Genomic DNA, 25,646 nt, shown 5'->3' with positions numbered 1-25,646 from the left:
ACGAATTTCGCTCCCGACCCCGACTTCAAAGAACCCAAGAAATTACTTGAGTTCGACTTTCGCGCCAGCAGCTTCGAGCTTCTTCTTGAGATCTTCAGCTTCAGCTTTGGCAACACCTTCCTTGACGGGCTTCGGAGCGCCTTCGACGAGGTCTTTGGCTTCCTTCAGGCCCAGGCCAGTGATGGCGCGGACTTCTTTAATGACGTTGATCTTGTTGTCGCCAGCAGCAGCGAGGATCACGTCAAACTCGGTTTTCTCTTCAGCAGCGGCAGCAGCCGGGCCAGCAGCAGCAGCAACAGCTACCGGTGCAGCAGCGGAAACGCCCCACTTCTCTTCGAGCAGTTTCGACAGTTCAGCAGCTTCCAGGACGGTCAGTGCCGACAGTTCTTCAACGATCTTGGCGAGGTCAGCCATTTGGTTCACTCCAGTCAATTCGGTCCCAAGGTTTATGGGGGACCTGCGATTGTTACGTATGCGGTTCGGTCAGGCGGCCATGGCCACCCGCTCCAGTTTCTGCTTAGGCTGCGTCTTTCGCGCCGTAGGCACCGAAGACACGGGCGAGTTGCCCGGCCGGCGCCTGCGTAACTGCGGCGAGCTTCTGGGCCGGAGCTTGCAGGAGACCCACAAGCTTGCCACGAAGTTCGTCGAGCGACGGAAGATCGGCGAGCGCCTTGACACCATTGATGTCCAGCACCGTCGAACCCATGCCGCCACCGAGGATACGAAGCTTTTCGTTTTCCTTGGCAAAGGCGGCAATGGCTTTCGGTGCGGCAACAGGGTCAGCCGCATAGCCGATGGCCGTCGGACCAGTCAGCAGGTCACCGATACCTTCGTATTCAGTGCCTTTGAGCGCGAGACGAGTCAGCCGGTTTTTGGTAACTTTAAAACTGGCACCAACTTCACGCATACGTGCACGCAGGTTGGTCATCTCAGCTACAGTCAGGCCGTCGTAATGAACGACAACAACCGACGCAGCGTCAGAGAAGACCTCGTGCAGGGATGCGACCAGCGCCTGCTTTTCGGCTCTTTCCACTCTCTCGTCTCCGATTGCGAGGCCGTATTCCCGAAGGAACCACGTCCTCTTTCACTTTGAGCCACGCATCCGCGCCTGAAAGGCATCGGATGCACTCCCCTGTCCGGGGGTATGCAGGCGGGACATCCCAACCTTGGAGAACCGCGGCGACCATTCCCAGGAACGAAAATTCCGGGGAGATGTTCAATCTCCAACCCCGTCTCATACAGGCTGCGGACCCGCGAGCCCCGCTTCTTTTAAACACCGATTCGGGCCTAAACCCTTTCGGAGCACCTGTAATCTCGGACAGTCAAACGCTTGAAACGCCAATGGAATTCCATGAATTCCCGGCGCCCAAGCGGTTGCACCGGGCTGTCCGTGAGGACAGTCCGGTGCAAACTCTTTACGCGTTCAGCGACGCGACGTCAATCTTCAGGCCCGGACCCATGGTCGAGGACATGGCGATTTTCTTGACGTAAGTACCTTTGGCGCCCGACGGCTTGGCCTTGACCACAGCGTCGATGAAAGCCGAAACGTTCTCGATGAGCTTGGCTTCGTCAAACGACAGTTTGCCCACGCCACCGTGGATGATCCCGGCCTTTTCGACGCGGAATTCGATCTGGCCCGACTTGGCAGCTTCAACAGCAGCCTTGACGTCCATGGTCACGGTGCCGAGCTTCGGGTTCGGCATCAGGCCTTTCGGGCCGAGCACTTTACCGAGGCGGCCGACAACAGCCATCATGTCCGGGGTTGCGATGCAACGCTCGAACGCGATCTCGCCCTTCTGGATGATCTCCATCAGGTCTTCGGCGCCCACGAGGTCGGCACCCGCTGCCTTGGCTTCTTCAGCCTTGGCACCGCGAGCGAAGACGGCAACGCGAACGGTCTTGCCGGTGCCGTGCGGCAGGGCAACAACGCCGCGGACCATCTGGTCGGCGTGGCGGGGGTCAACACCGAGGTTCATCGAAACTTCGATGGTCTCGTCGAACTTCACGGCGGTGCGCGACTTCAGCTCGGCAACGGCTTCAGCAACCGTATAGAGCTTCTCACGATCGAGACCGTCCCAGGCTTTCGCCATGCGCTTTGCAACTTTAGCCATGGATTAGCCCTCCACCTTCAGGCCCATCGAGCGGGCCGAACCTTCGATAATGGCGATAGCGGCGTCCACGTCGTTGGCCGACAGGTCGACCATCTTGGCTTCCGCAATCTCCTGCAGCTGGGCGCGGGTAACCGTGCCAGCCGTGTCACGACCCGGAGCCTTGGAGCCCGAGTTGATCTTCGCGGCGCGCTTCAGGAAGTAGCTCGCCGGCGGAGTCTTGGTGATGAAGGTGAACGAACGGTCTGCATAGACGGTGATGATGGTCGGCAGGGGCATGCCCGGCTCCATACCTTGCGTCTTGGCGTTGAATGCCTTGCAGAATTCCATGATGTTCACGCCACGCTGACCGAGCGCGGGGCCGATCGGCGGGGACGGGTTAGCTTGGCCGGCTTTCACCTGCAGCTTGATATAGCCGGTAATCTTTTTGGCCATTTCTCTTTCCTTTCAACAATGCCTGCCCGGTCAGGGGCTGGCGCTCTAAGGACGCGCGGTGCGGCCAATGGCATGGCCTCCCGCGCCTCACACCCGATCCGCCGAAGCGGCCGGATTCCGTTTCACAGGGAAAATGTCGCCTCAGGCGACCTTTTCAACCTGCGCATATTCGAGTTCGACCGGGGTCTCGCGACCGAAGATCGAGACCGACACCTTGAGGCGGGCCTTGTCTTCGTCCACATCTTCCACATGGCCGACGAACGAGGTGAACGGACCGTCGATGACGCGCACTTCCTCGCCCACTTCGTAAACGATATTCGGACGCGGGCGCTCGACGCCCTCCACCACCTGGTGGAGAATGCGGGCAGCCTCTTCTTCCGAAATCGGGCTCGGCTTGCCTTGCGGCCCGAGGAACCCCGTCACTTTCGGGTTGCTGTTGACAACGTGATAGGTGTCGTCGGTCAGCACCATCTTGATCAGCACATAGCCGGGGAAGAATTTCTTCTCGGCTTTCACCTTCTTGCCCTTGCGGACCTCGACGACCTCTTCGGTCGGCACCACGACTTCTTCAACAAGGGCCTCAAGACCCTGTTGCGCAGCCTGTTCGCGGATGGCCGCAGCCACCTTCTTCTCGAAGCCCGAATAGGCGTGAATGATATACCAGCGAGCCTTGCTCATCGTCTTATGCCCCCAGGCCCAGGATCCACTGGACCCCGGCATTCAGAATGAAATCGACGCCCAGGAAGAAGATCGCCATGACGACAACCATGATAAAGACCATGACCGACGTGACCGTCGTTTCACGGGGGGTCGGCCAGGTTACCTTGGCACCTTCCTGCCGCACCTGACGGACGAATTCACCCGGTGTGGTTTTCGTCATATCTTGCCGTCCTCATACCATCAGGGCGGATAGGTCCTCCCGCCGCCTCCCGGCAGCGATACGGTCCTTCGCCCTATTTTGCCGCGTCCGGCTGCCGATCATTCGGCGCCGCGCAGACGCATCCTTTTCCTGGCCTTTTGGCAGGGCTGGCCACCCTTTCGCTTGCATCACTGGCAGGGGCGGAGGGACTCGAACCCCCGGCACCCGGTTTTGGAGACCGGTGCTCTACCAACTGAGCTACGCCCCTGCATTTGGCGTGACGCGCGCTGACGAACCGTGAAGCGGCTCGCCGCCACTGACCGGTTACGCCGGTCAGGCGTCGCGGTGTAGCCTTCACCGCGCTGCCTTGCAAGTGTTTTTTGGGAAGGTCCCCGAAATTCACCCGCAACTTTCACCTACCCCGAAGGAGCCTCCGGAAAGGCGAAAGAGAAACGGGCCGGAGCATGCTCCGGCCCGTCTGCACTCAAGCAAGATTACTTGAGAATTTTGGCCACAACGCCTGCACCGACGGTACGGCCGCCTTCGCGGATAGCGAAGCGGAGGCCTTCGTCCATGGCGATCGGCGCGATCAGTTCGACCGTCAGGGTGATGTTGTCACCCGGCATCACCATCTCGGTGCCTTCAGGCAGGGCGATGGTGCCGGTCACGTCCGTCGTACGGAAGTAGAACTGCGGACGATAGTTGGCGAAGAACGGCGTGTGACGGCCACCTTCTTCTTTCGACAGGATATAGGTCTCTGCCGTGAACTGGGTGTGCGGCTTGATCGTGCCGGGGTGTGCCAGAACCTGGCCACGCTCGACGTCTTCACGGCCGATACCACGCAGCAGTGCACCGATGTTGTCGCCAGCCTGGCCCTGGTCGAGCAGCTTGCGGAACATTTCGACGCCGGTCACAACCGACTTCTGGGTGTCGCGGATACCGACGATTTCGATCTCTTCGCCGACCTTCACGATGCCACGCTCGACGCGGCCGGTCACAACCGTACCACGACCCGAGATCGAGAACACGTCCTCAACCGGCATCAGGAAGGCACCGTCGATGGCGCGCTCGGGCTGCGGGATGTAGCTGTCAACAGCGTCCATCAGAGCCTTGATCGAGTCTTTACCGATATTGTCGTCACGGCCTTCGAGAGCGGCAAGCGCCGAACCCTTGACAACCGGAATGTCGTCGCCCGGGAAGTCGTAAGCCGACAGAAGCTCACGGATTTCCATCTCGACGAGCTCCAGGAGCTCTTCGTCGTCAACCTGGTCGACCTTGTTCATGTAAACAACAAGCGCCGGTACACCAACCTGACGGGCAAGCAGGATGTGCTCGCGGGTCTGCGGCATCGGGCCGTCAGCAGCGTTCACAACGAGGATCGCGCCGTCCATCTGCGCCGCACCGGTGATCATGTTCTTCACATAGTCAGCGTGGCCCGGGCAATCTACGTGCGCATAGTGACGCGCAGGCGTCTCATACTCAACGTGAGCCGTCGAGATCGTGATGCCACGCTCGCGCTCTTCCGGAGCCTTGTCGATGTTCGCATAGTCCATGAACGCCGCGCCGCCGGTCTCTGCAAGCACTTTCGTGATCGCAGCCGTCAGCGTCGTCTTGCCATGGTCAACGTGACCAATCGTACCAATGTTGCAGTGCGGTTTGGTCCGCTCAAATTTAGCCTTAGCCATTGCCCGTTAACCTCTACAAGCAACCGCGCCGGGGCGAACCCTATGCGCGTATTCGGTTGATCCCATGGCAGTTGCGCCCGGATGGACGGCAATGCTGCCAGAAGCTTAAATATGCGGAAATGGAGATCTCTGGAGCGGGTGAAGGGAATCGAACCCTCGTCGTAAGCTTGGAAGGCTTCTGCTCTACCATTGAGCTACACCCGCATCACCCGAGAGAACCCACTTCGCTTCGGCACCACCGGCGCGGACGCCGATAATGCAAAACTCTCCCACACGGCCATCCATGGGGAGAGAAGTGGTGGAGGGGACAGGATTCGAACCTGTGTACGCGTACGCGGCCAGATTTACAGTCTGGTGCCTTTAACCACTCGGCCACCCCTCCGCGAAACTACCGTTCAGGCCAGAACGCCGGCCCGGCGGTGAGGCCGCAATATGCTTATATATCGGGGCATGTCAACAGGTGTTTGGAACCTTTTCCGCATTTTTTGAAAAGCGCTTGACCCGCTTCGGCAAAAGCGGCCAAGTCAGGCCGGATGCATAAGGAGACGGCGGCCATGAGTGACAAGAAGGATCGTCCGGGCAAGCCCCGACACGACACCCGCAAAGGCCCGCGCCCGCCCTACCGGGACGACAAGCGCAGTGAACAGCGCAGCGACCAGCGCGGCCCTCGCCCGCCCCGCCCCGAGCGGACTGAGCGACCGGAAAAGACCGCGAGCCTGCGCCCGCTTTCGAGCGACAGCATCTTCCTTTATGGGCGTCACGCGGTCGAAGCCGCTGCCGCGAATCCCGAGCGCGAGGCCCTCCGCCTGATCGCCGCACCGCGCGCCGCTGAAACCGCCGGCATCGTGAAAGACCGCTGGCCCCGCCTGCCGGTCATCAATGCCGAGGACGATTCTGTCTTCGCCGGCCTTGTGCCGACGGATTCGCCGCATCAGGGCATCGTGCTCGAGGTGCGCCCCCTGCCCGGCCATTCGGTTGACGAACTGACGCCTGAAGACGGCCGCCCCAATATCATCCTGATGCTGGATCAAGTGACCGACCCCCACAATGTGGGGGCATGCCTGCGGTCGGCCGCTGCCCTTGGTGCCCGGGCGCTCATCACACAGGACCGCCACAGCCCGCACGAATCCGGTGTGCTCGCCCGCTCGGCCTCGGGTGCCCTTGAAAGCCTGCCCTGGATGCGGGTCGGCAACCTGTCGCATACGCTCGATGAACTGAAAGAAATGGGCTACTGGCATGTCGGGCTGGACGGCGACACCGAGACCGAATTGGCCGACGTCAATCTCGGCCGGAATATCGTCATCGTGATGGGTTCCGAAGGCAAAGGTCTTCGGCCGCTTGTCGCCAAACACTGCGACATGATCGCCCGCATCCCCATGAGCGGGCTTGTTGAAAGCCTCAATGTATCGAACGCCGCCGCCATCGCGCTTTACGAGCTTGGCATGCGCGGCCGCAAGGACTGACCCTGTATGACCGACGCCCGTACCATCATCGAAGCCCTTGGCCTTGAGCCCCATCCCGAGGGCGGCTTCTACCGCCGCACCTACCGCCACGCCGAAGGCCCCGAAAATCGCGGCCACATGACGGCGATCTATTATCTTCTGGAAGGTGGCGAATTCTCGCGCTGGCACCGCACGGACGGGGACGAGATTTACCACTGGTACGCCGGCGCCCCGCTCACCCTTGAAACCGCCACCGGCGATGGCAGCGCGAAGACCGTCCACCGACTAGGCAGCGATATCGCCGCCGGTGAACGCCCGCAGATCCTGATCCCTGCCGGCATATGGCAGCGCTCCAACGCCGAAGGCGACTGGACGCTTGTAGGCGCCACCGTCGCCCCCGGCTTCAGTTTCGACGGCTTTGAAATGCCGGAAAAAGGCTGGGTGCCCGAAGGGGCCTGACACGAATGGCGCAAAAGAAAAGAGCCGCCCGGAGGCGGCTCGTCAAGTGCTTGGAAGTGAACCTTAGTGCTTTGTTGTCTCTTTGGTTTCCTTGGTCTGGCGCGCCTTTGCGGCGTGGGCCAGAAGGCTGACCGGGAACCCTGCTGCCTCAAGGGCCTTCACACTGCTTTCCTTCACATTCACGGTTTGCATCATCTTTCCCCTTTTCTTCCCTGATATCTGTCAGAGCGAGCGCTGGCGCAGCCGGACTGCGGCATAGATGAAGCCGGCAGCCACCAGAAGCCCGAACAGAAACTCGACTTGCACGAAGCTCTTCACAAAGCCCTGGAGCATCTGGCCGATGGTTACATGGCGCAGGATATCTGTCGGGCCATCGATATCCACGTTGCCATGGACAACTTCGAACACCAGCCCCTGCCATGAGCCCATATGCAGGCCGACCCATTCCAGGAAGTAGTTGCTGTCGAAGAAGATTTCCTCGGCAACCATCACCACGATCGGCGGCAGCACGGCGAACAGGAAGGGAGAGCGGCTCGCATAGGCCGACACAGCCAGTACCCAGGCCAGAAGCGGCAGCGCCCAGAGGATCGCCAGGATATAGTAGGCACCGAACGCCACCCAGCCGCTGATCATGGTACCGAGCGGCCACAGGACCGATACCGGGCCACCTTGCACAAGGGCCACGCCCGAGAGCAGCATCGCGGTCAGGATATGCGCCGTCATGATGATCGCAAAGAAGCCGATCGGCACGATGATCACGATGGTCACAAGCTTGGCGAGCACTTCCTGCCAGTCGGTCACCGGCAGCGACTTGAAGAACAGGATCGAACGATCCCGACGTTCTTCATAAAGCGTCCCGAGGAGCGAGAAGAAAACCACGAAGGGCAGCGCCCCCCAGGCCAGTGCGCTCATCGCCCAGTAACCGAGGGTGATGGCGGCAGGCAACTCTTCACTTTCCTTGGCCTGTGCCAGCGACAAGGCTTCGCCGAAGCTTTCGATATTGCGAATGTCCATGTCACCGAAATGCACGTTGCCCACACCCATCACCGTCAGCACGACGAAGAAGATGGTCAGCGCCAGCAGGATCGCCGGCAGGCGGACATAATAGTTCCAGCCTTCAAGATACTCGCGTTTAATCAGGGCTTTCATCGTGTTCATTGCCCTTCTCCTGTCATGGTGACCACGAAGATGTCGGCAAGGCCAAGCCGGCGGGTTTCGCCGAGGCTGCTGAGCGACGCGCGGTCCTTGTTTGCGTAAACACAGGTGGTACGGCCGAAGCTCGTGCCGGTACGGATGGGTCCCATTGCGCGGGCTTCTGCTTCCTTGCCCGGTGCGACCATGAGCTCCGTATAGGCGCTCGTCAGTTCATCCATTTCGGCGGTAAGCACGATCTCGCCACCCTTGATGAAGATCACGTCGGAGAGGATATGCTCCACCTCTTCCACCTGGTGGGTGGTGATGAGGATGGTGCGTTCCTCGTCGAAATAATCCTCGAGGAGATTCTGGTAGAATTTCTTCCGGAACAGGATGTCGAGGCCGAGGGTCGGCTCGTCGAGCACCAGAAGCTTCGCATCGATTGCCATCACCACGGCAAGGTGCAGCTGCACCGTCATGCCTTTCGACAGCGCCTTGACCTTGCGGTCCAGCGGGATCGAGGTGCGGGCCAGATAATCCATCGCCTTTTCGCGGTGGAAGCGCGGATGGATGGAGGCCACATAATCGATCACCTGACCGGCCGTCATCCATTTGGGCAGTGTCGCCACATCGGCGATGAAGCAGACGTCCTGCATCAGCTGGCCGCGATCCTTCGAGGGATCGAGCCCCAGGACCTCAAGTTCGCCCTCATAGGAGGCAAGGCCGAGGATGGCATTCAGGAGGGTTGTCTTGCCGGCGCCGTTGGCCCCGATAAGGCCGACGATACGGCCGACCGGAATGTCGATATTGACATTCTTGAGCGCGGTGAAGCCGTTGAAACGCTTGCCGACACCGCGGGCCTTGATAAGGATTTCTGTCATTGTGTCCTCCCCGTCTGGCCGCCGCCGGTCGATTTCAGCAGGTCCTCGGCACTGAGGCCGAGCCGCCGGATCACTTCCATCACACGGGGCCATTCTTCATTCAGAAAGCGGGTGCGCTCGGCTTCCATCAGCTTCGATTGCGCCCCTTCAACCACGAACATTCCGAGCCCGCGGCGTTTTTCAACCAAACCTTCCATGACCAGCTCCTGATAGGCTTTTGAGGCAGTAATCGGGTTGATCGACAGATCAACGGCGACGTTACGGACAGATGGAAGAGCCTCTCCCTCGCGGAGCGACCCTTCCATGATCGCTGTTACTACCTTGTCCCGGAGCTGCCGGTAGATCGGTTGTTCGTCCGTCCAATCCGGCGTCATATTCCTGTCCCTCCTGTTAGCGTTCTAGCGCGATGGCTGCGGCAGGTTCAGGCTGCGTGCGGTACCGGTGCGAAACCCTTTTTGTTCAGGTCCGTCAGGCGCGCCAGGCGGCGGCTACGGCGGATGGAACGTTTCACGCTGCTGAAATTGTAAGTCGTGTTCATTGTATCTCTCCTCGCTATCTTCGGGGCTTTGCCCCGGTTTTTGATGTTGCTGTCGTTCGTTTGTTTTTTTTGGCGGCGGACCCGGTTTCTGTTGTCTCCGGGCCCGCTGCCCGCTTGGTGCCCTCTTTGCGGGGCTTGCTGCCTTGGGCCTGTTTCCTCGCTATCGGCTCTTTGGCAAACTCTTTACTGTCTCACTGTCTCAACCCGGGCCGGCTTTTGCCTTTATCCCGTCCGGCTCGCTGTCACTCTGTTTCGGTGCTCTATCGTGCCGGTGTATTAGTTATGTATAACACCTAATCGGCACTGACAAGAGGATTCGAAGAAGAATCTTCAAAAATCGTACAGCGCATTGATTTTAAATGATTTATTATCTTGATTTTGAGCCATGGACTGGCGCCCTGCCATGCCGGACCGGGCCTCAGGTGTGTTATACCCCCTATAACACCGGTATTATGTAGCAGACACACCTAAACATGGAGCCGATCAAGCCCTAAGATGACCGCGAACGCCAGGAGGTCATTTTGGGTATATCGCCGGTACTGAACGGCTTGGTTTCCAAGCATATCGAATTGCAGACCAGGCTGCGCGACATCGATGATGAAGCCGAGCGCATTGAAGGCGAACTCGAGCACCTTGTCAAAACTATCACGATCCTGGATCCCTTCTATCCGACCGACGATTTGCGCCCGAAGCAACGACGGCGCAAGCGCGTCCATTGCGAATGGGGCAACCTCAAACGCCAAGTGGCGGCCTTCGTCTATGCCGCCAAGGGCTCGTTCACATCAGCAGAAGTGCGGGCAGCCCTGCTGGAACGTGGCTCATTACAAGCTCACCACGCTGACTTGACTTACCTGACCCTGCAAATATCGATTCACCTGAAGCGGCTAGCGTCACACGGGATAATCATGGAAGAAGGCCGCCTTAAGAATGGGCGGCACATTATGTGGAGGCGTGCCGCTTAGGCTTGAATGATTACCTCGCCTAGCTGCTTGTTACCTTGCCAGTATCCGCTCCAATTTCGCGATGTCGGGTGCCACAGCGCTCGTTTCAGGACGTCACATAGAACCGATCCATTGTCTTGGCGACGATGATCTTCCCTGAATGCCATTTCGTTCGCATAGGCATGGAGGTACTTGCCTGCAATGTGGTGATGCTGGCCGATTTCGGCTCTACGCAAGCGCGAGAACCAGCCTTCGGCGCCATTGGTACAAGCAACGCCGTCGCTGTAAACCTCTGAATGGTTGATACGCATCATGTCATACAAGCCGTGCATGGCATCGTAGGCGCTGTTCTCGTCCGCATGGACGATTGAACCTGGCCTGATATTGCCAGCCATCGCGGCATGAACTGAGGCGGTATTTTCGCTCGAAATCACCACGGGAACGGTGCGGCCGTCACGTTCCCTTATTACGAACACACAGCGGCGCTTGCCGTTCTGGTTACGGCGCAGGCGACGGTCTACACGGTTTTCTTTCCAGTTTTTGGGTTTGACATAGCCGCCGAAGTAAGCGCCATCAACTTCAACTTCGCCCTCCAGTTGCCGACTTTGCACCTCGGCACCAATAGCCTCGCGCAACTTGTGCGCCAAAACAAAGGCCGTCTTGTACTGCACACCAAGATCGCGGGAAAGCTGCAAAGCCGAAATCCCTTTGTGGGCATTCACAAAAAGAGCGATCGCCAGCAGGTAATCCCTAATTGCAAGCTTCCGACCGGCGAAGATGGTGCCCGACGTTACAGAGAATTGCTTTTCGCAAGACTTGCATTTGAAGATGCGGCGCGCTTTGAACGACCAGCACTCGATGGAACCGCAATGGGGGCAGATCGGTTCGCCATCCGTAAATGCCCATCTGATTTGTTTGAAGGTTTCAAAAGCGTCTTCATCGCTTAGACGAGCGATTTGCGCCACAGACACGGTACGTGCTTTAGCCGATAAAAGGAAATGAGACCCCGTATGTTTTGGCGAATTCATCATATATGATGATATTTCGCCATATTTGCTGTATTGTCAATGAATAATCATCGTATATGATGAAATAAAATCGATTTCAATAAGGTTTCATCATGAACGATCAGGAGTGGAAGGGATATGCAAGGGGTCTTCTCAAGGCGGAGCTTGCGAAACGCAACTGCAATTATGTCCTCCTTTCAGAAAAGTTATCTGCGATCGGCGTCCACGACAGCCCACAAAATCTAAGCAATAAGATTGCGCGCGGGACGTTCAGCGCCGTCTTTTTCCTTCAGGTTCTTGATGTTATCGGCTGCGACCATATCACGTTAAGAGACTGATTTTACAAAAAAGATGCCGATGTTTTTTTTGCGATCGCGTTCTAGATTCACTCATGGTAGAATCTAGTCGCGCAGCGACTTATAGACTGGACATTATATGGTAAAGCCTTTTGTTATCGACCTTTTTTCGGGTTGTGGCGGATTTGGACTAGGAGCCAGATTGGCGGGATTTGACTGCAGGATCGCAATCGACATTGATCCAGACCTTCAGTCTTCATATGCGATGAACTTCCCGGCCACCAAGGCGCTGCTGAGGGATATCGGGGCCATCACCGAAAGCGACTGGGATGAACTTCTTGGTGACGAGCGCCCGGATGGCATCATCGGCGGGCCGCCCTGCCAAGGGTTCAGTCGCATGGGAAAGCGCGATGCCGAAGATCCCAGAAACGATCTGATCGGCCACTATTTCCGCCATATTTCGATCTTGCGCCCGAAGTTTTTCATCATGGAAAATGTTGAGGGCCTATTGGACGAGGGCACCGTAGATCGCCTGATGACCGAGCTACAGGACATCGCAAAGTACTACACGGTCCTGGACCCCATGATCATCGATGCCTCCGAATTTGGCGCCCCGACGATCCGAAAGCGTGTCGTTATAGTCGGGTATGATGCAGACCGGGTAGCGCCGATGACCCATGCAGACTTCATGGAAAAGAAAGTTGAGCGACCGGTAACTGTGCGCGATGCCATTTCGGATCTGCCCGGGCCGGTTGACGGCACTTCCAAACTTACCAAATTTTTCTGGGCACCCATGCCGGAAGTCAGCCCGTTCGAACTATCGGCCTACGCCCAATACGCGCGTGCATTGCCCCCCAAAGGAATGGGCTGGGCTAAGGCCATCGAGAATTTGTCGGCCGGTAAAATTTCGGGCCTGCAAATGACCGAGCATACAGAGGGCGTTAAAGCCAGATATTTGGCAACTCCACCGGGCACGTCGGACAAAACGAGCAAGAGTTATCGTCTCACCTGGGCGGGACAATGCAAGACCCTCCGTGCAGGAACCGGGTCGGACAAAGGCAGCTTTCAGGCTGTAAGGCCGCTGCATCCTGCGGAAGGGCGAGTGATTACTGTGCGAGAGGCTGCTCGCCTGCAAGGCTTTCCCGATTGGTTTGTCTTCCATCCGACGAAATGGCATAGCTTTAGGATGATCGGAAACAGTGTCTCCCCGATTGTGTCGAAGGCTCTCCTAGAAGTCGTAGCCCCAAGACTGGCATTGAGGAAAGCTGCATAATATACCTATAGTCGTGAAACGATTCTTTTTGCGATTATGGGGGCATTATGGCGGACACCGGCTTTGTCGACGTGGATTTCGACATTGAACGCGACTACATATACAGCGCACTTGTTGCCGATATCTCTGTCACGGATGCAATTCTCGACTTGATCGACAATTCCATCGACGCAGCCAGGAAAAACCTTCAAAGCAAGTCTGTGGCAGCGGGCGTAAACCATCTGCCGACGTCCTACAGTGGCTACAGCATCGACCTCACAGTCGATCAGCATGGGATCACAGTTGAAGACAACTGCCATGGGCTCGAAGAAGATTTGCTCACAAAGCGGGCTTTCAAGCTGGGAGCGCGACACGAGCAGAACTTTAGCATCGGAATGTATGGCGTAGGTCTTGTTCGAGCTTTTTGGAAACTCGGCAACTCGCTTGAGATGGTCAGCGACAATGGCGACGCACTTTATAGCCTGCAAGTTGATCGGAGCGATGTTCTACGATCAGAAAAGCCGGTCGTACCTGCCCGGAAAGTTGCGTCCAAAGGCAAGCCGGCAAACACTATTTGCATAAACGATCTTCACCCGTCGACGGTGAAGGACGTCAGCAACTCGCATTGGCGGGAACAGTTCTTCAAACAGGTATCAAAGACTTTCGGTCTTTGTATCGCGAAAGGCCTTGCGATCACCATCAATAATGTTCCTGTTCCCCAGTTCGGCCCTAAAATCCGTCGGGACATCAAGCATTTGATGGCTGGACAGACTTTCAGCACCGACGAAGGCGTAAGCATCAAAATTGAGGTTGGGGTTCATCAGGACTACCGTTATTCGGGCGAGCCAGGCCACAACGCACGTAAAAACGCCAAGTTCACCAAAGAGTTCGGTTGGTACGTTGTCTGTAATGACAGGATGGTTCTTACTGCCGCTCGAACGCCCGCAGTGGGGTGGACTTCCGAGTGGCACAGTGAGTACAACGGCTTTCTTGGTTGGGTTTACCTTGAGTCGGCCGATGCCAAGAGATTGCCGTGGAACAGCAAAAAAACCGACTTGATCTTGGATCATGAGGTCCAACGTGTTTTGGCGGCATCGCTCAGGGCATTTTCTGACGGCTTCCGATCGGTAAACTCCAAGTTTCGGTATGACAGGGACGTAGAGCCTACCGATCAAAAGCCCACAACCGGCTCGCCATCTCCGCAACCTCCTAGGCCTACGGTGCCCGCAACGCCCAAACCGCCGCAAGGAGGAGGTACAGGCAGCAAGCCGGGTACGCCGCGAGGGTCAAAGCCAAAACGGCCGGATCATTCGAAGGACAATTATTCCCTGTTGCTTCCCTGTCATATAAGCACCAAAAACCGGCGGGTAAGAGACTTGGTGCATGAGGCCCAATCTCTCCTAATTTATGAGTTCCCGTATGCGGGGGCACTGTTGCTACGGTCATGTGCAGAAACCGTTGTTGTAGACTATTTGGTCAGGAAGCGACTTTATCAACGGCATTTATCGGAACACTGGGGCTTGATCGACAACGCGCGTGCGAGCGAAATTCCGCCTCGACCTCCGATGGATGCCAAGCAGAAGAACGACAAAATCCCCACATTTCGTGAAACATTGACGTGGCTTTCCAATAACCCAGAGGCATTCGAGGATCAGGATCGGCGGTTGGCTATGAGAAGCCTGCAGCACTTCATGAAGGATTTGCAGGTATTGAACGGCCTAACTCATGAGAACGGTACTATCAGCGATTCCGAGCAGATCAGATCGTTCAGAAATCGCGTATTCCCATTGATCGAAATTATGCTGAAGTGACAGACTAGGGGCTGCGAATAAGGGCTTCCGGAGATTGGTCGATCACGTCGAAAAAGAAAAGCGCAGCGCCATGATGCGCGCCGTGCGGGCGAAGCATACCGCACCGGAGAAGATGGTCAGATCGGCCGCGCACCGGTTAGGGCTCAGGTTTCGGCTGCATAGAGCCGACCTACCCGGCAAGCCGGATCTCGTTTTCCCGAAATTGAGGACGGTCGTTTTCGTAAATGGGTGCTTTTGGCACAGACACCCTGGATGCAAAAAGACGACAACTCCCAAGACCAATACCGAATTTTGGCTCGAAAAATTCGAAAAAAACGTCGCCCGAGATCAAGTGACATACCAAAAATTGGAGACGATGGACTGGAAGGTGGTCGTGTTGTGGCAGTGCGAAGTCAAGACGATAGCGGCTGCCTCGGATCAGTTGCTCAGATATCTCGACGTACGCAAACGCAGTTCCTAGAGTTCCGCTGTCAGCAGCGTCGGGTAAAACCGGCAATATTTCCGGTAGTTTTCCAAGAAGGTACCTACCTCAGTTTCATCGATTTGGGAAAAGCCTATTTCAGCGGCAATGCTGGCCGGAGTGTCGGTCAGGACTGCCCTTTCGAAAAAGAGCCGCTCCCTCGGTGTGAGGGCGGGTACCAGCAACAGATTGACCTCGGACCAAGAGCCTGAATAAAAAGGCCAATCGGAAAATTCAGTTGCGGCCAGCAGCGCATCCGCTTCGGCCTTTTGGTGAACTACACCTGTCACGGTCAGCATCTGTTGGCCGTCTGCATATCGAACGATGGAAAGAGGTGTGAACGTCTTCGGGTCACTCGCCGGGAAAGCATTTAGGGCCGCCTTGCCAACAGCTTCCGATAGCGCCTGCGGTAGGTCTTGCTCCGTCATGTGTTGCGCCTCAACCCACGAAGGCAGATAGTCTCCAATCCTCTCCGTCAGCCTTTCGAGCCGCTTAGCAATAACCTTCTCGGTCAGAATATTCTCGCCATTGTCCCGTTTGGCAGGAAATAACGAATCCGGGTTTGCATTCAACGTAAGGCGGACAATATCTCCCTCTCCCAAATTATTGAGCAATGCTTCGAACTCTCGCAACTGTGTGCCGATTTCTTTGGGGGCCGTGTAGTCCAGCCAGACAATCACCTTACTGGAGCCTTCAATCTCGCATTCTTCTAGAACGGCCTCCAGGTTGTCGACGAGATCTGCTGAAGCGCGTTCAATGCATCGGCAGGAATTGACGGGGATATTGAACCGTTGCCGTGCGACGATGGTGGGGTCCAGGTCGAAAGAGATCAACTTGGTCAGCCCCAAATGCCTAAAAACCTGCTTATGATCCTCGAGCGGGTATGCACCCATACTGATGTAGGCATAGTCCTTTAGTGACTGCCAACGCTCCAGACGTGCGAGAAGGTCGAGAAATAGGCGGCGATCTACCGCCTTGTGTTGCCGAATATGATAAGGGATGGACGAACCGCTCATTGAGTATCGCCCCGTGCCAAACGGAGAGCTACTGCAAATGCCTGCTCTCCTACCAACCCCGGCTTCGCCGTGGGGTCGCCGAAGTACTGTTTCCCGAGTTCCTCCACGTCCGTTTTCAAGGCGACGAAGCTTACCCGTCGACTCGTCTTTTCTTGCTCCGGCAGGGGATATTTAGGCTCATACATCTTCATGCCGCTCGAGCTTCTAACCGTCGAAAGTTTGACTGTCTCAGGGAGTGCACGAATTGCTTTGAGGCTAATGTAATCGCTCGCGGCATATATAGAGTCGACTTCCCGGGGGAAGCCCTTCCACTTGTTGGTAAACGATGTCAGTTGTTTCGTCGCTCGCTTCATGAGGTCCTTGACGGTCGAGTATATGTTGGTCGACGCATCGACCCCTCTTTTCGTCGTCGTGAGCGGCAGCTTTTTGGGTTCGGTCGAATACAACAGTACAATACCGGTAATCGCAATGAACTGGCTGTGGTAGTTTGGAATTCCGGTCTCCCCCCAACCTGTTAAGCGACTCTTGTCTTTCCATATGACCACGCGGTCATTGCAGGCAACGGTCCATCCGGCATCGTCAGCCGTGCCGCGGGTCATTTCTTCCTGTTGTGCTTCTTCTTCGTCCAGGAGCTTGCGATATAGGCCAGCGTAAACCTCTATACGTACCCCATCCACTTCCCCAATGTATATGAAGGGTTCAATCCTGCCGGGCATACTTGAATTATCGGAATGCAGAAGTTTGAACTCCTGGCGAGACAGGGGATTGTGCGGATCGGAATGGCGGTCATTGGAGAAAATTGAGACTGAAAACCCTTTTTCGATGATCAGCGCGTAATGTCTCCGGACCGTATTTCGAAATTCCTCAATCCATGTGGACTTCGAGAAAGCATCAGCGGTATCTTGATTCAGGGTGACAACCTCAATTCGGGTCTTACCTTTTTCGAACTGGTCGCTATGGAGCTTGTACATCGGTAGGTCGCTCCAGGCTTCATCGCTCATCCACTCGGACGTGAACTCGACATAGAAAGGCGTGTCGTGATGAGATTCAACTAACGCCTCTGTTCCCATTTTAAAGATAGCGCGCTTCATCCCGATCCCGTACATGCCGATTGTGGCTGTGCGTCCTGATGTATGGGTTTCCGGAGTGCGCGGTGGGCGTCCTAATGCAAAAGCGGACTTTTCACCTACGTCAAATGGAATACCTCCGCAGTTGTCTTCAATGACAAAGTGGTCCTTTGTCATGGTGATATTTGCGAAATAGCCTTCGAAGGGACGATCTTTCGTCTCATCAATACTGCCTCTAACAATACCGTCCAAGCAGTTGTCAAGAAGGTCGAGTATAGCGTCTTGAAGCTCGATATCTCGTGTCAACATATTGACAAAAAAGGCTTTTGTAGGTGAGGCGTTCGCAACCCCAATCTGCTCAAATGCTTCCGTCATGATCACCCCTAAATCGATAGTCGATGCTATTTTTACGACAGTTTCCCGCCAATGCAACACCGGGAAGATCGTTTCCGATTGCATAACTTAAACTTGCAGCAAAACTAAGCTCGCGCGAGCAGAGTCTGGAGCGCGAAATAAACGCTTGATGTTAGATGCATCATTGTCGATCACAGAAGCTGCGTCTGGCGAGATTGAGCAATCCAAAGAATTCACTCTCATTCAGATGAATGTTGCCATTCTTCGGCTTGCGGCGCTCTAGGCGATCAAGATCTTTCAAGTCGAGCGTCTTATATTGATGCCAATCCCAGCAAGTGATGACGGTTTTCGGCGGCTCGACGATGAAGACATACCGATTTTGGGAAACCATGAAATAGCGCCCGTTGAAGCCTCGCATATAGTGCTTGGCAGCGTTCGGGCAATCTCGCTTGATGCGAGCAAGCTGGGACTTTCTCGCGATTTTTGCTTCTCTCAATAGAGAAAGCGGATCGATGCCTGAAAAGCGTTCGGCCGATCGCTGGGCCGCGTGGTCCGATAACTCCCATTTAGCATCTAAATTGGAACCGGAATTCGGTACGCTCATATTGCCCCCCTCGATGGTCCTAATCTAGTAAGGCCGATCATAGGGTGATCGTCTCTTTTTGCGTAGGTGTGTCTGCTACATAATACCGTATAACACCCGCGAATCCGAGGCGAGGAATGACCGGTTTGCCAAATACCCCTGTGTCGGTGTTCACTAAGAATGACCATTTGCGTCACAGTTGGCGATAATTGCCGGACCGTGAAAGATTCATAAAGGGACACCTGGCGAAGGCTGGAAAATCAAGAAATATAATTACACGACGAGCAGACACCCTAAACTCAACAAAAACGGGCGAAGCTCAATAAAATAGCAATCCCGCAAAATATTTCAGCCGGACACACAGCGTGAGACCCTCTGAGACGATTGCAGAGATAGAGATTGTCAGGATCGGCTGCCCCATCCCAGATCGAGCGTATAGATATCCGAGGCTGAATTGGTCGTGCAATTCAAGCTATGTTAGATGCGCGACTATTTGCTTATCCCGTTATGTTAGTCTGTATTGGCACGCTCTTCCCCTAGGCAAAACATGGAAGAGAGCTTCTGCTTGAGTGTTTCTGCGATTTTTTCGCGATTGATCCTCAAACCAATTTCTGCCCCCCTCGCACGAGCACCAACAACCGTGGTAGACATCCAATTAAAGCTGGTAATGGCTATATCGTCGTCATCCCAAAGGATGAATTTCCCATGGAGACTAGCAATTTGCTGAATGTCGATTTTATCTGAGGCTCGTGTGCAAATATCTTCGGGCCTCAGGCCAAATTCCTTAATCGCTTTACTTGCGCGTTGATAAAAAAGAGACACAGACTGAACTGACTTGGAAGCCTCCGCCATTGGCACTAACGTAGAAGTATCGGCAGCAAGGCCAAAAAGGTCACAACCAATCCAGATTCTATCCACAGCTTGGTCTCTCGCCTCTCTCAAGCATGCATAGTGATCGTGGTCATACAAGACCTGTATCTGTCCGTTAGCGTTCTCCACACAGACATCCTCCGCTTTTTTCTCGCGAAGCTCATTCCAATATCGATTAAGTCGCCGCGAAACTGCAGGCCACGCACCGGATGCCGGCAACTGAATCGATAGTAAAACTCCTAACAGCGTTTGTGCTAATTGAGTCGATTGTACCTGGACCGAAATTTCAAATTGATCGTACCTGCTCGATAGGAAGTTGCAGCTACCAACAATAGACATCCAATCCTGTCTAGATCGACTGTCGTATATAATAATCTTCGAATGAGAATTGGTTGATAACTCTGATAAGGTTATTTGTTTCTGTGCCTTTGCACTAAGGTTCTTGATAGCTTTTTGGAAGTGCACGATCGGAGTTCGAGCCTGCACATCCTCTGGATCAACTGAAAGCCCCCAAAGAAGATCAATTCTGACATTGCGTCGGGATGCGGCTTCGAGCGATGGAGCTATTAGATCTATGACATCTGGTTGAAGAAAACACGAATGGATAGCGATATATTTTCCCGCATCTTCCAGTGCCCCCCTTACTGCCTCTAGATGATCATGCCCTCCAACCAATATTGCCTCATCATCTATAATGCATTGTATCCCTTGTCTTCTTTGTGAAAATCCACCGTCTGTAGAATTCTCGTCATCGACGTCTATGAAGGGTTTTACCTCGTCATAAATGATTTGCTCTAAAATCTTGGGTACACCATCCGGAAGATTTGTCCTCCCCTCCACAGACACCAAAACCCTTGCATAGCGACGAGAAAGTGGCTGGAATTTGGGTTCTTCCGGCTGCAAAAATTCATCTTTTTTCAAATAGAGTAGAGGACGAAGCCGAGCATCTTGGGTGTTGAACGTTTGTGTTCTAGACTCCAGTACAACTGCTCCCTCCGGGATATCTTTCTCGTGTACAACGTCGAGATCATTGGCACGAAACCACGCGCCACTCAAACGTTCGACACAAACCGCTGTCCACCGAATTTCATGTCGTGAAGCTTGGGGTAACTCATCATCAACCGAGCGTCTAATGCCCACGTTTGTCGCAGTAAAATAGTTGCCGTCTTCTTGTGACCTGACTTCAATCCAACCAGCCCTCATCAGGTTTATTAGGGCTTCGACAACCAACCGGGTAGGCATTCCACTTTCAAGTGCTAGTTGCTTGACTGTCATTTTCTCGGCAGCCAATTTTATTAACAACAAGTGCTCAAGAATGCTCCACCGCCTCCCTATCAGAACTGTATAACTGACCGGAAATTTGAATATGGGGACAAATACTGCGATCATGGCTTACGCACCCTTGCCATTTTCCCCGACTCAAGTGCACGTTCAAACGACTGCATCATTTTGCCTATGTATGTAAATTCCCCTTCCATCGGCACCCCGCCTCTGCAGCGAGAAGCCCAGAAGTCCCAGCTTCCTACTATCACTAGTTTTTGCCTAGCTCTGCTAAGCAACACATTCATTCGACTTGCTTCCTTCAAAAAACCAACACTCTTCCAAGGAACAAGGCCATTGTTACGCACGAGACTGACGACGACGATATCCGCCTCGCTGCCTTGAAACTCGTCCACTGTGGCCCCCATCCTCTTTCCCCCCTGAAGACAAAAAGGCTCGTCGAACATGTTACCCAACAAGCCATTGTCCCTCGCACGAACTACGTGTTGCTTAATTTCTTCTAATTGAGCTGTATAAGGAGAGAGTATTTGGATGCTGCATCTCTGACTTTCCCGACCTGTAAACTGCCGCAACACTTCAACAACCAATTTCGCTTCATCGGGCGCAATGAAGAGACCCTCGCGCTCACCAGAGGAAAACTTTTCTTTCTGCACCCAGGGTACATCACACCAAACTATTCTGTTTTCAGGCATCCAGGATGATGGCGCCAATTTGAAAGGCGGTGCGTCTTTGAAACGCGAAATCGTTTCTTCTGGAGAGCTAAGAATGGTTCCCCCATTTTCGTCAGAGTAAAATACCTCACCTACAACGCGTGCAATATCAGGATGCATCCGGTGCTGATCAGTTAAGGTCGCATATGGTCGTCTGCTCCCATTGTGTAGGCCACTTGCTTCGAATAGCGCACCAAACAGCGTCACCAACGAGCGCCACTTCTGACATCTTTCGTCGAATTCAGCGGTCTCATCACTATCTGGAACGAGCCCAGTATCAATCAAGCCGGGGGCGAATTCCTCGCCAGTTTGAATCGCTTTTTTTATCCTAAGCGGGTCTGACAAGAGATCTTTGAATGTGTGCGAGTTGTATGGCGGAAGTTGTAAGTGATCTCCTATGAGCAATAGCCTGTGGCTTTCCTGAAGGGCCGCGGCCATATCAAACCCATGTGCCTTTCCAGCCTCTTCAATCACGGACCAATCAAAGCGACGGTTTCGCGCCACAAGATCAGCTAAGTCCGCAGAATTCAGCGTGGTGAGAGTTATGTTCGCGGCATCTTGAATTAGTAAGCTTAGCGACCGAGTACTCAGCTCCGATAGCTCGGTATCTTGCTCCATTTCTGCAGCTCTCATCTTGAGAAACTCTGGAGCCCCCCTAAGCAATTGACTGGCCGCCAATGACTTGACGACACGCTTGGTTATCCCATGCAATGAGTAACTATCTGACCCTTCTCCACCGAGACGAAGTATCACCGGTTTTTCGCTGGGCTCTCCGTCTACGAACAGGGTGGAGACTTTTCCCAAAACGTCATCTACTGTATGATGCGAATGTGCAGTGATAAGGATTTGAGAGCTTGGATCAGATCCAAACAAGCGATCAACGAACGCCTTAATCAGAGTAGTTTTCCCTGTGCCTGGCGGACCTTGTACTGCAAATCCAGGCTGTGTATTCCAAAGATCATTTAATGCAGATTTCTTTGAACTATCGAGTGGAATATCATGACACTGAGAGGGCAGGATGTCTGATGTTGTTCTTATAGAAGACGACGGATCAGCAAGGAATCTCAGCAATCCCTCATGAGATTTTAATTTCTCTATCACATTGTGACGACGCCGTATCTGAGCGATAGTTCCGTTATAGTTTTTTGCTAAATAATATGTTTGGTCTAAACTTGGACTGTTAGTTGTTTGGCTACGAAATATATATCTTGGCCCTAAAGGCGTTTGTTCACCTCTGACAAACTTCCACTCTACACCGTCACCAGCATCTTTGGTAATCGTGCGGCGGTCCAGGAGGCTATATTTGTCCGATACAGTGTCATCATCCGCCTCGACAGTAACGGACTCACCATCAAGCAGGCTAAACCAATCTTGCAGCAATTCTGTAGGCTTAAGCAACTTCAGATGGGTCGCAAGATCGTTTCTGGTGGGCTCCTCAATTGGAGTAACCTCAACATCCGAAGAGATACCATCGCTAGTTTGGCTTACAATCCTGACTGGACAGATACGTGCCGCAGTTAACAGCGTATCAAGTTGCTGCGTTACAGAGAAAAACTCATGAATTACTTTCAGCTCTGGCGGCAAACTGCGCTTCTCAACCGCGTGAGGGAATGCCTTATCCCAAGCCGCACTCCTATCACGAAATGTCTGAATTGAAGCCCTGACCGATGGGAAAAGTTCAACTACTAACCGCCTTTCACCCAAACTAAAGAATACGTCCCCACTAAGTGACCTTGGCGCCTTTTCTATAGTGTCACAAAAACCAACATCCCATGTCCTTGAACCACCAAGTGACCATGGTCTCACTTTATATTCGAGCGCCTCGCCCCTCACGACATAATGTGGGCTAGGATAAGACCTAGCCACTATCCTTGGATCACCACGGAGGTCCTCCCTGACCCAATTGAGCAATTCTATGGGGCTTGACTTGGAGGCCTTTCCGCCAGATGCACGTTCTATTAATGCCGATATCTGTATGTCATCATTTAGACGAAGCGCTAAAACAAGAGGCCGACTTGGCGCCAATGAAACACTTGAAAGACCAACAACAATATTTCTTATAGATGACGTAATAGATTCTGCCTGCGATAATCTTGTATCTAAATCACCGCTAAGCAAATTATTTATTATGTCTTTCTCATCATTTTTTAATGAGTTAATTTCTTTAACAGAAGACCTTACAGAATAAATACTTCTGTGCTTCTTAACGTGTACTCCGAATATTTCTGCAGCAAGCAGCCCAAAATCGAACCAATCTGTTGCTGTGGAGTACTCTGCCTCAACATTATTTTCTAGTTCTGGCGCTCTAATTATATGAGTTCTTGCAACTCTAGTTGAAGCCGGATCACTGGTCGCCACCCTCAGCGACCACTCGAATCCGCTTAGGCGAAAATCACATTCCCCATCCGACCCTACAAATATTGCATCACTTGAAAGTGCCCTATGAAGTGTGCCTTCGTCATGCAAAATTGAGAGGCCCTCTGCCACCCGCAGCAGACCCTCCCACAAGGGCCGTCTACGTGTCGCCTCCGAGAGATTAGTGAGCCACCTAACACCTCTTCTATTATTGAGATACGTTGAGAGCAGATCTCTATTCCCTGCTGCTATAATCACATAGTAATGCTTTGGCGTTGTCCCCAAATCGTGTAACCGAGCGAATATTTCAGAAGCGCCTGGATAACCCTGCAGCCTAGTCAGGCCCCTCACTTCTCTATGCCAAAGCGCTAGTATATCGCCCTGCTCTGCCTTACCGCGCTTCCATAGCTTCGCAAAATAGGTATCCCCGTCATCATGGCATTGCCACAAGTCTGGAATTCCTCGACTTGTGTCTCCACGGCCAATCTTTTTGGTGAGAATATAACGGTCAGCAAACTGTTTGACGGCCATCCTGAACCCACTTTCATATGTGCATACTGCATGCTACGGTTTACCGAAGACAACTTACAAGCAGATAAATTGGGACAAACTCAGATGGTTCACTCTGATCCAAACTTCAAAGAGTTGATCGATAATTGGACTGATTTCAAAACTGACTTTGCATGCTTTTTAGGCGCTGGCGCTTCTATCGGCGCCAAGAATATGACTGGGCAGCTCTTACCCAGCGCATATGATCTGAGGAACCTGCTTTGGACACGCTTCAAACAATATCACGGCGAAGATCCGTTCGATCCGGCTTCACTAAAGCTAATGTCTTTGGAACATGCAGGCGCCATAATTGAAGCCAAGGTTGGACGCAATCTGCTCTCAAAGTACTTACAAGAGGTATTCACATGCGAGAAGCCACTGTGGCAACATTGCGCCCTATCACACATGGCTCCAAACACCATCTTTACAACTAATTACGACGACTTAATCGAACTGGGATACGCCCATTCGAAGCGTCACGTCGATGTTATTTGTGATGGCCGAGCGCCCGTTACCGGACGAATGTCACTATATAAACCGCATGGCAGCCTTTCCCATGCAAATCAGGCAATAGGCAAAGGGGGACTTGTACTTACACAATTTGACTACATGTCCATGATTGCCGACTATCGAAAAATGCTGTCTTACTCTTTGGACAGGATATCAAACAGTTGCGTGATAATTATTGGGTACTCTTTTGGGGACATGGACATCTGTGCCGAGCTGTACCAAATGCGCAAGAAATCCGATACCGTGCCATGGTACGCGGTTTTTCCAAGGAACGATCCGCAAGTGCGCATGATGTACGCTCAAAAATTTAATATCAGGCAAATAGATGCCACATTTGAATCGTTCGTTGCCGCACTAGATGCGCACATTAATTTTCTGCCGACCAACCTCAAATATGAGAATCGCGAAAAGTTGCGCATGGACGGCTCAATCCAATAAGTATGGCGCAGGACATTAGGAACAAGTGGTCAAACTCTGGTGCCCGATAACTATCACTTATCGTGCCCCAGCCGGGCCGTTTCACCCCGAAACCGGCGGTTTTCGCCGCCCAAAACCGCGCGCTTCCACGCTTTTCCGGCGCCTCTCGGGACGCTTCTCGCCCCGGCCTAGAGGTCGTTTGGATGATCGACCCCGGCGGCGACCAGCATGAGCGCCGCCGCCTGCCAGAGCAACGCCCCGAGCGCCGCATCCCCGGCTTCACCATAGCGCCGCCCCGCCACGATCGCCTGCTGCACCAGCGCCGGCGCCACCTCCAGGCCCGGGGTCGCCGCCCAGGCCGCGATCTCCCCGAGGAGGCCCTGCCCCCGCCGGTAGGCTGCGAGGCGTGCCGCCAGGGCGCGCCGGTCCACCAGCCGGGCCGGATTACCCGCCTGCAAGTGCGCCACCGACAGCGACCGCACCACCCGGTACGGTCCGACCGCGATCGGCCGGTCGATCATGCGCGGATTGAACATCGCCACCTCCTCATCGCCACCTCCTCCATCTCCCGGCGCCGCCCTGTCGCGCGCCGTCCAGACCTGCTAGACTGGGCGGGCAGACCGACA

At 54.2% G+C, this 25,646-nt stretch carries 26 protein-coding genes and 3 tRNA genes; 8 read left to right on the top strand and 21 right to left on the bottom strand.

What is annotated here, in order from left to right; genetic code table 11:
- Positions 1 to 42: 42 nt before the first annotated feature.
- The 10 genes from rplL to OU694_RS02755 all read right to left on the bottom strand — a co-directional run bounded on the left by rplL (position 43) and on the right by OU694_RS02755 (position 5,469).
- A complete protein-coding gene (rplL, locus tag OU694_RS02800) occupies positions 43 to 414 on the bottom strand; it encodes a 50S ribosomal protein L7/L12 (protein ID WP_308909483.1) in 372 nt (123 codons plus the stop codon).
- 103 nt (positions 415 to 517) lie between these two features.
- Positions 518 to 1,033, bottom strand: a complete 516-nt coding sequence (rplJ, locus tag OU694_RS02795; RefSeq protein ID WP_289505473.1) for a 50S ribosomal protein L10 — start codon at positions 1,031 to 1,033, stop codon at positions 518 to 520.
- A 382-nt stretch (positions 1,034 to 1,415) separates the two neighbouring features.
- Positions 1,416 to 2,111: a 50S ribosomal protein L1 gene (gene rplA / locus OU694_RS02790; protein ID WP_308909482.1), complete on the bottom strand. Its 696-nt coding sequence runs from the start codon at positions 2,109 to 2,111 to the stop codon at positions 1,416 to 1,418.
- 3 nt (positions 2,112 to 2,114) lie between these two features.
- Complete coding sequence (gene rplK, locus OU694_RS02785; protein WP_289505470.1) at positions 2,115 to 2,543, bottom strand: 50S ribosomal protein L11; 429 nt, start codon at positions 2,541 to 2,543, stop codon at positions 2,115 to 2,117.
- A 141-nt stretch (positions 2,544 to 2,684) separates the two neighbouring features.
- The gene (nusG, locus tag OU694_RS02780) at positions 2,685 to 3,221 is read right to left on the bottom strand and encodes a transcription termination/antitermination protein NusG (RefSeq protein ID WP_308909481.1); all 537 of its coding nucleotides are present in this window, start codon (positions 3,219 to 3,221) and stop codon (positions 2,685 to 2,687) included.
- 4 nt (positions 3,222 to 3,225) lie between these two features.
- Positions 3,226 to 3,423: a preprotein translocase subunit SecE gene (secE, locus tag OU694_RS02775; RefSeq protein ID WP_289505467.1), complete on the bottom strand. Its 198-nt coding sequence runs from the start codon at positions 3,421 to 3,423 to the stop codon at positions 3,226 to 3,228.
- A gap of 171 nt (positions 3,424 to 3,594) precedes the next feature.
- A tRNA-Trp gene (locus tag OU694_RS02770) sits at positions 3,595 to 3,670 on the bottom strand.
- Between the two features lie 226 nt (positions 3,671 to 3,896).
- The gene (tuf, locus tag OU694_RS02765) at positions 3,897 to 5,087 is read right to left on the bottom strand and encodes an elongation factor Tu (protein ID WP_308909480.1); all 1,191 of its coding nucleotides are present in this window, start codon (positions 5,085 to 5,087) and stop codon (positions 3,897 to 3,899) included.
- A 130-nt stretch (positions 5,088 to 5,217) separates the two neighbouring features.
- Positions 5,218 to 5,291: transfer RNA gene (locus OU694_RS02760), tRNA-Gly, on the bottom strand.
- 92 nt (positions 5,292 to 5,383) lie between these two features.
- A tRNA-Tyr gene (locus tag OU694_RS02755) sits at positions 5,384 to 5,469 on the bottom strand.
- A 172-nt stretch (positions 5,470 to 5,641) separates the two neighbouring features.
- Here OU694_RS02755 and rlmB point away from each other — a divergent pair.
- Entirely contained in the window at positions 5,642 to 6,550 is a 909-nt protein-coding gene (gene rlmB / locus OU694_RS02750) for a 23S rRNA (guanosine(2251)-2'-O)-methyltransferase RlmB (RefSeq protein ID WP_308909479.1), read from the top strand.
- A 6-nt stretch (positions 6,551 to 6,556) separates the two neighbouring features.
- The gene (locus OU694_RS02745; RefSeq protein ID WP_308909478.1) at positions 6,557 to 6,988 is read left to right on the top strand and encodes a cupin domain-containing protein; all 432 of its coding nucleotides are present in this window, start codon (positions 6,557 to 6,559) and stop codon (positions 6,986 to 6,988) included.
- A gap of 63 nt (positions 6,989 to 7,051) precedes the next feature.
- On the opposite strand, the gene OU694_RS02740 is transcribed toward OU694_RS02745, so the two are convergent.
- From OU694_RS02740 to OU694_RS02725, 4 genes are read right to left on the bottom strand one after another with little or no spacing between them, the layout of a single operon-like run.
- Positions 7,052 to 7,183 carry a hypothetical protein gene (locus OU694_RS02740; RefSeq protein ID WP_308909477.1) on the bottom strand — a complete coding sequence of 44 codons (132 nt, stop codon included), beginning with the start codon at positions 7,181 to 7,183 and terminating at the stop codon, positions 7,052 to 7,054.
- Between the two features lie 27 nt (positions 7,184 to 7,210).
- Entirely contained in the window at positions 7,211 to 8,146 is a 936-nt protein-coding gene (locus OU694_RS02735) for a hypothetical protein (protein ID WP_308909476.1), read from the bottom strand.
- Positions 8,143 to 9,003 (bottom strand): ABC transporter ATP-binding protein, encoded by an 861-nt coding sequence (locus tag OU694_RS02730; RefSeq protein ID WP_308909475.1) that lies wholly within the window; start codon positions 9,001 to 9,003, stop codon positions 8,143 to 8,145. Before OU694_RS02730 ends, OU694_RS02735 begins: the two co-directional genes overlap by 4 nt.
- A complete protein-coding gene (locus OU694_RS02725; RefSeq protein ID WP_289505458.1) occupies positions 9,000 to 9,377 on the bottom strand; it encodes a GntR family transcriptional regulator in 378 nt (125 codons plus the stop codon). The genes OU694_RS02730 and OU694_RS02725 overlap by 4 nt, the downstream gene beginning before the upstream one ends.
- Before the next feature lie 685 nt (positions 9,378 to 10,062).
- Between OU694_RS02725 and OU694_RS02720 the strand changes: the two genes are divergently transcribed.
- Positions 10,063 to 10,503 (top strand): hypothetical protein, encoded by a 441-nt coding sequence (locus OU694_RS02720; protein WP_308909474.1) that lies wholly within the window; start codon positions 10,063 to 10,065, stop codon positions 10,501 to 10,503.
- Here OU694_RS02720 and OU694_RS02715 read toward each other — a convergent pair.
- Complete coding sequence (locus tag OU694_RS02715) at positions 10,500 to 11,510, bottom strand: IS1595 family transposase (protein ID WP_308910593.1); 1,011 nt, start codon at positions 11,508 to 11,510, stop codon at positions 10,500 to 10,502. The genes OU694_RS02720 and OU694_RS02715 overlap by 4 nt on opposite strands.
- 92 nt (positions 11,511 to 11,602) lie before the next feature.
- Between OU694_RS02715 and OU694_RS02710 the strand changes: the two genes are divergently transcribed.
- The 4 genes from OU694_RS02710 (at position 11,603) to OU694_RS02695 (ending at position 15,308) form a co-directional block, all read left to right on the top strand.
- On the top strand, positions 11,603 to 11,827 hold the full coding sequence (locus tag OU694_RS02710; protein WP_308909473.1) for a DUF6471 domain-containing protein: 225 nt from the start codon (positions 11,603 to 11,605) through the stop codon (positions 11,825 to 11,827).
- A gap of 97 nt (positions 11,828 to 11,924) precedes the next feature.
- Positions 11,925 to 13,058, top strand: a complete 1,134-nt coding sequence (locus OU694_RS02705) for a DNA cytosine methyltransferase (RefSeq protein WP_308909472.1) — start codon at positions 11,925 to 11,927, stop codon at positions 13,056 to 13,058.
- A gap of 47 nt (positions 13,059 to 13,105) precedes the next feature.
- Positions 13,106 to 14,848, top strand: a complete 1,743-nt coding sequence (locus tag OU694_RS02700; protein ID WP_308909471.1) for an ATP-binding protein — start codon at positions 13,106 to 13,108, stop codon at positions 14,846 to 14,848.
- A gap of 34 nt (positions 14,849 to 14,882) precedes the next feature.
- A complete protein-coding gene (locus OU694_RS02695) occupies positions 14,883 to 15,308 on the top strand; it encodes a very short patch repair endonuclease (protein WP_308909470.1) in 426 nt (141 codons plus the stop codon).
- Here the strand turns inward: OU694_RS02695 and OU694_RS02690 are convergent.
- From OU694_RS02690 to OU694_RS02670, 5 genes are all read right to left on the bottom strand, one after another.
- Positions 15,305 to 16,324: an O-methyltransferase gene (locus tag OU694_RS02690; RefSeq protein ID WP_308909469.1), complete on the bottom strand. Its 1,020-nt coding sequence runs from the start codon at positions 16,322 to 16,324 to the stop codon at positions 15,305 to 15,307. The genes OU694_RS02695 and OU694_RS02690 overlap by 4 nt on opposite strands.
- A complete protein-coding gene (locus OU694_RS02685) occupies positions 16,321 to 17,766 on the bottom strand; it encodes an ATP-binding protein (RefSeq protein ID WP_308909468.1) in 1,446 nt (481 codons plus the stop codon). The genes OU694_RS02690 and OU694_RS02685 overlap by 4 nt, the downstream gene beginning before the upstream one ends.
- Positions 17,767 to 17,926: 160 nt before the next feature.
- Positions 17,927 to 18,349, bottom strand: coding sequence for a hypothetical protein (locus OU694_RS02680; RefSeq protein WP_308909467.1), 423 nt, complete (start codon positions 18,347 to 18,349; stop codon positions 17,927 to 17,929).
- A 489-nt stretch (positions 18,350 to 18,838) separates the two neighbouring features.
- A complete protein-coding gene (locus tag OU694_RS02675; protein WP_308909466.1) occupies positions 18,839 to 20,587 on the bottom strand; it encodes a phospholipase D-like domain-containing protein in 1,749 nt (582 codons plus the stop codon).
- Positions 20,584 to 24,075: an AAA domain-containing protein gene (locus OU694_RS02670; protein ID WP_308909465.1), complete on the bottom strand. Its 3,492-nt coding sequence runs from the start codon at positions 24,073 to 24,075 to the stop codon at positions 20,584 to 20,586. Before OU694_RS02670 ends, OU694_RS02675 begins: the two co-directional genes overlap by 4 nt.
- A 30-nt stretch (positions 24,076 to 24,105) precedes the next feature.
- Between OU694_RS02670 and OU694_RS02665 the strand changes: the two genes are divergently transcribed.
- The gene (locus OU694_RS02665; protein ID WP_308909464.1) at positions 24,106 to 25,041 is read left to right on the top strand and encodes an SIR2 family NAD-dependent protein deacylase; all 936 of its coding nucleotides are present in this window, start codon (positions 24,106 to 24,108) and stop codon (positions 25,039 to 25,041) included.
- 167 nt (positions 25,042 to 25,208) lie between these two features.
- On the opposite strand, the gene OU694_RS02660 is transcribed toward OU694_RS02665, so the two are convergent.
- Complete coding sequence (locus tag OU694_RS02660; protein ID WP_308909463.1) at positions 25,209 to 25,556, bottom strand: hypothetical protein; 348 nt, start codon at positions 25,554 to 25,556, stop codon at positions 25,209 to 25,211.
- Positions 25,557 to 25,646: the final 90 nt, after the last annotated feature.

The sequence above is a fragment of the Pseudokordiimonas caeni genome, assembly GCF_026719705.1.
In the GTDB taxonomy this organism is placed as follows: Bacteria; Pseudomonadota; Alphaproteobacteria; order Sphingomonadales; family Kordiimonadaceae; genus Gimibacter; species Gimibacter caeni.
The sequence above is the reverse complement of the archived record's forward strand: the minus strand, read 5'-3'. Positions and strand labels throughout refer to the sequence as shown.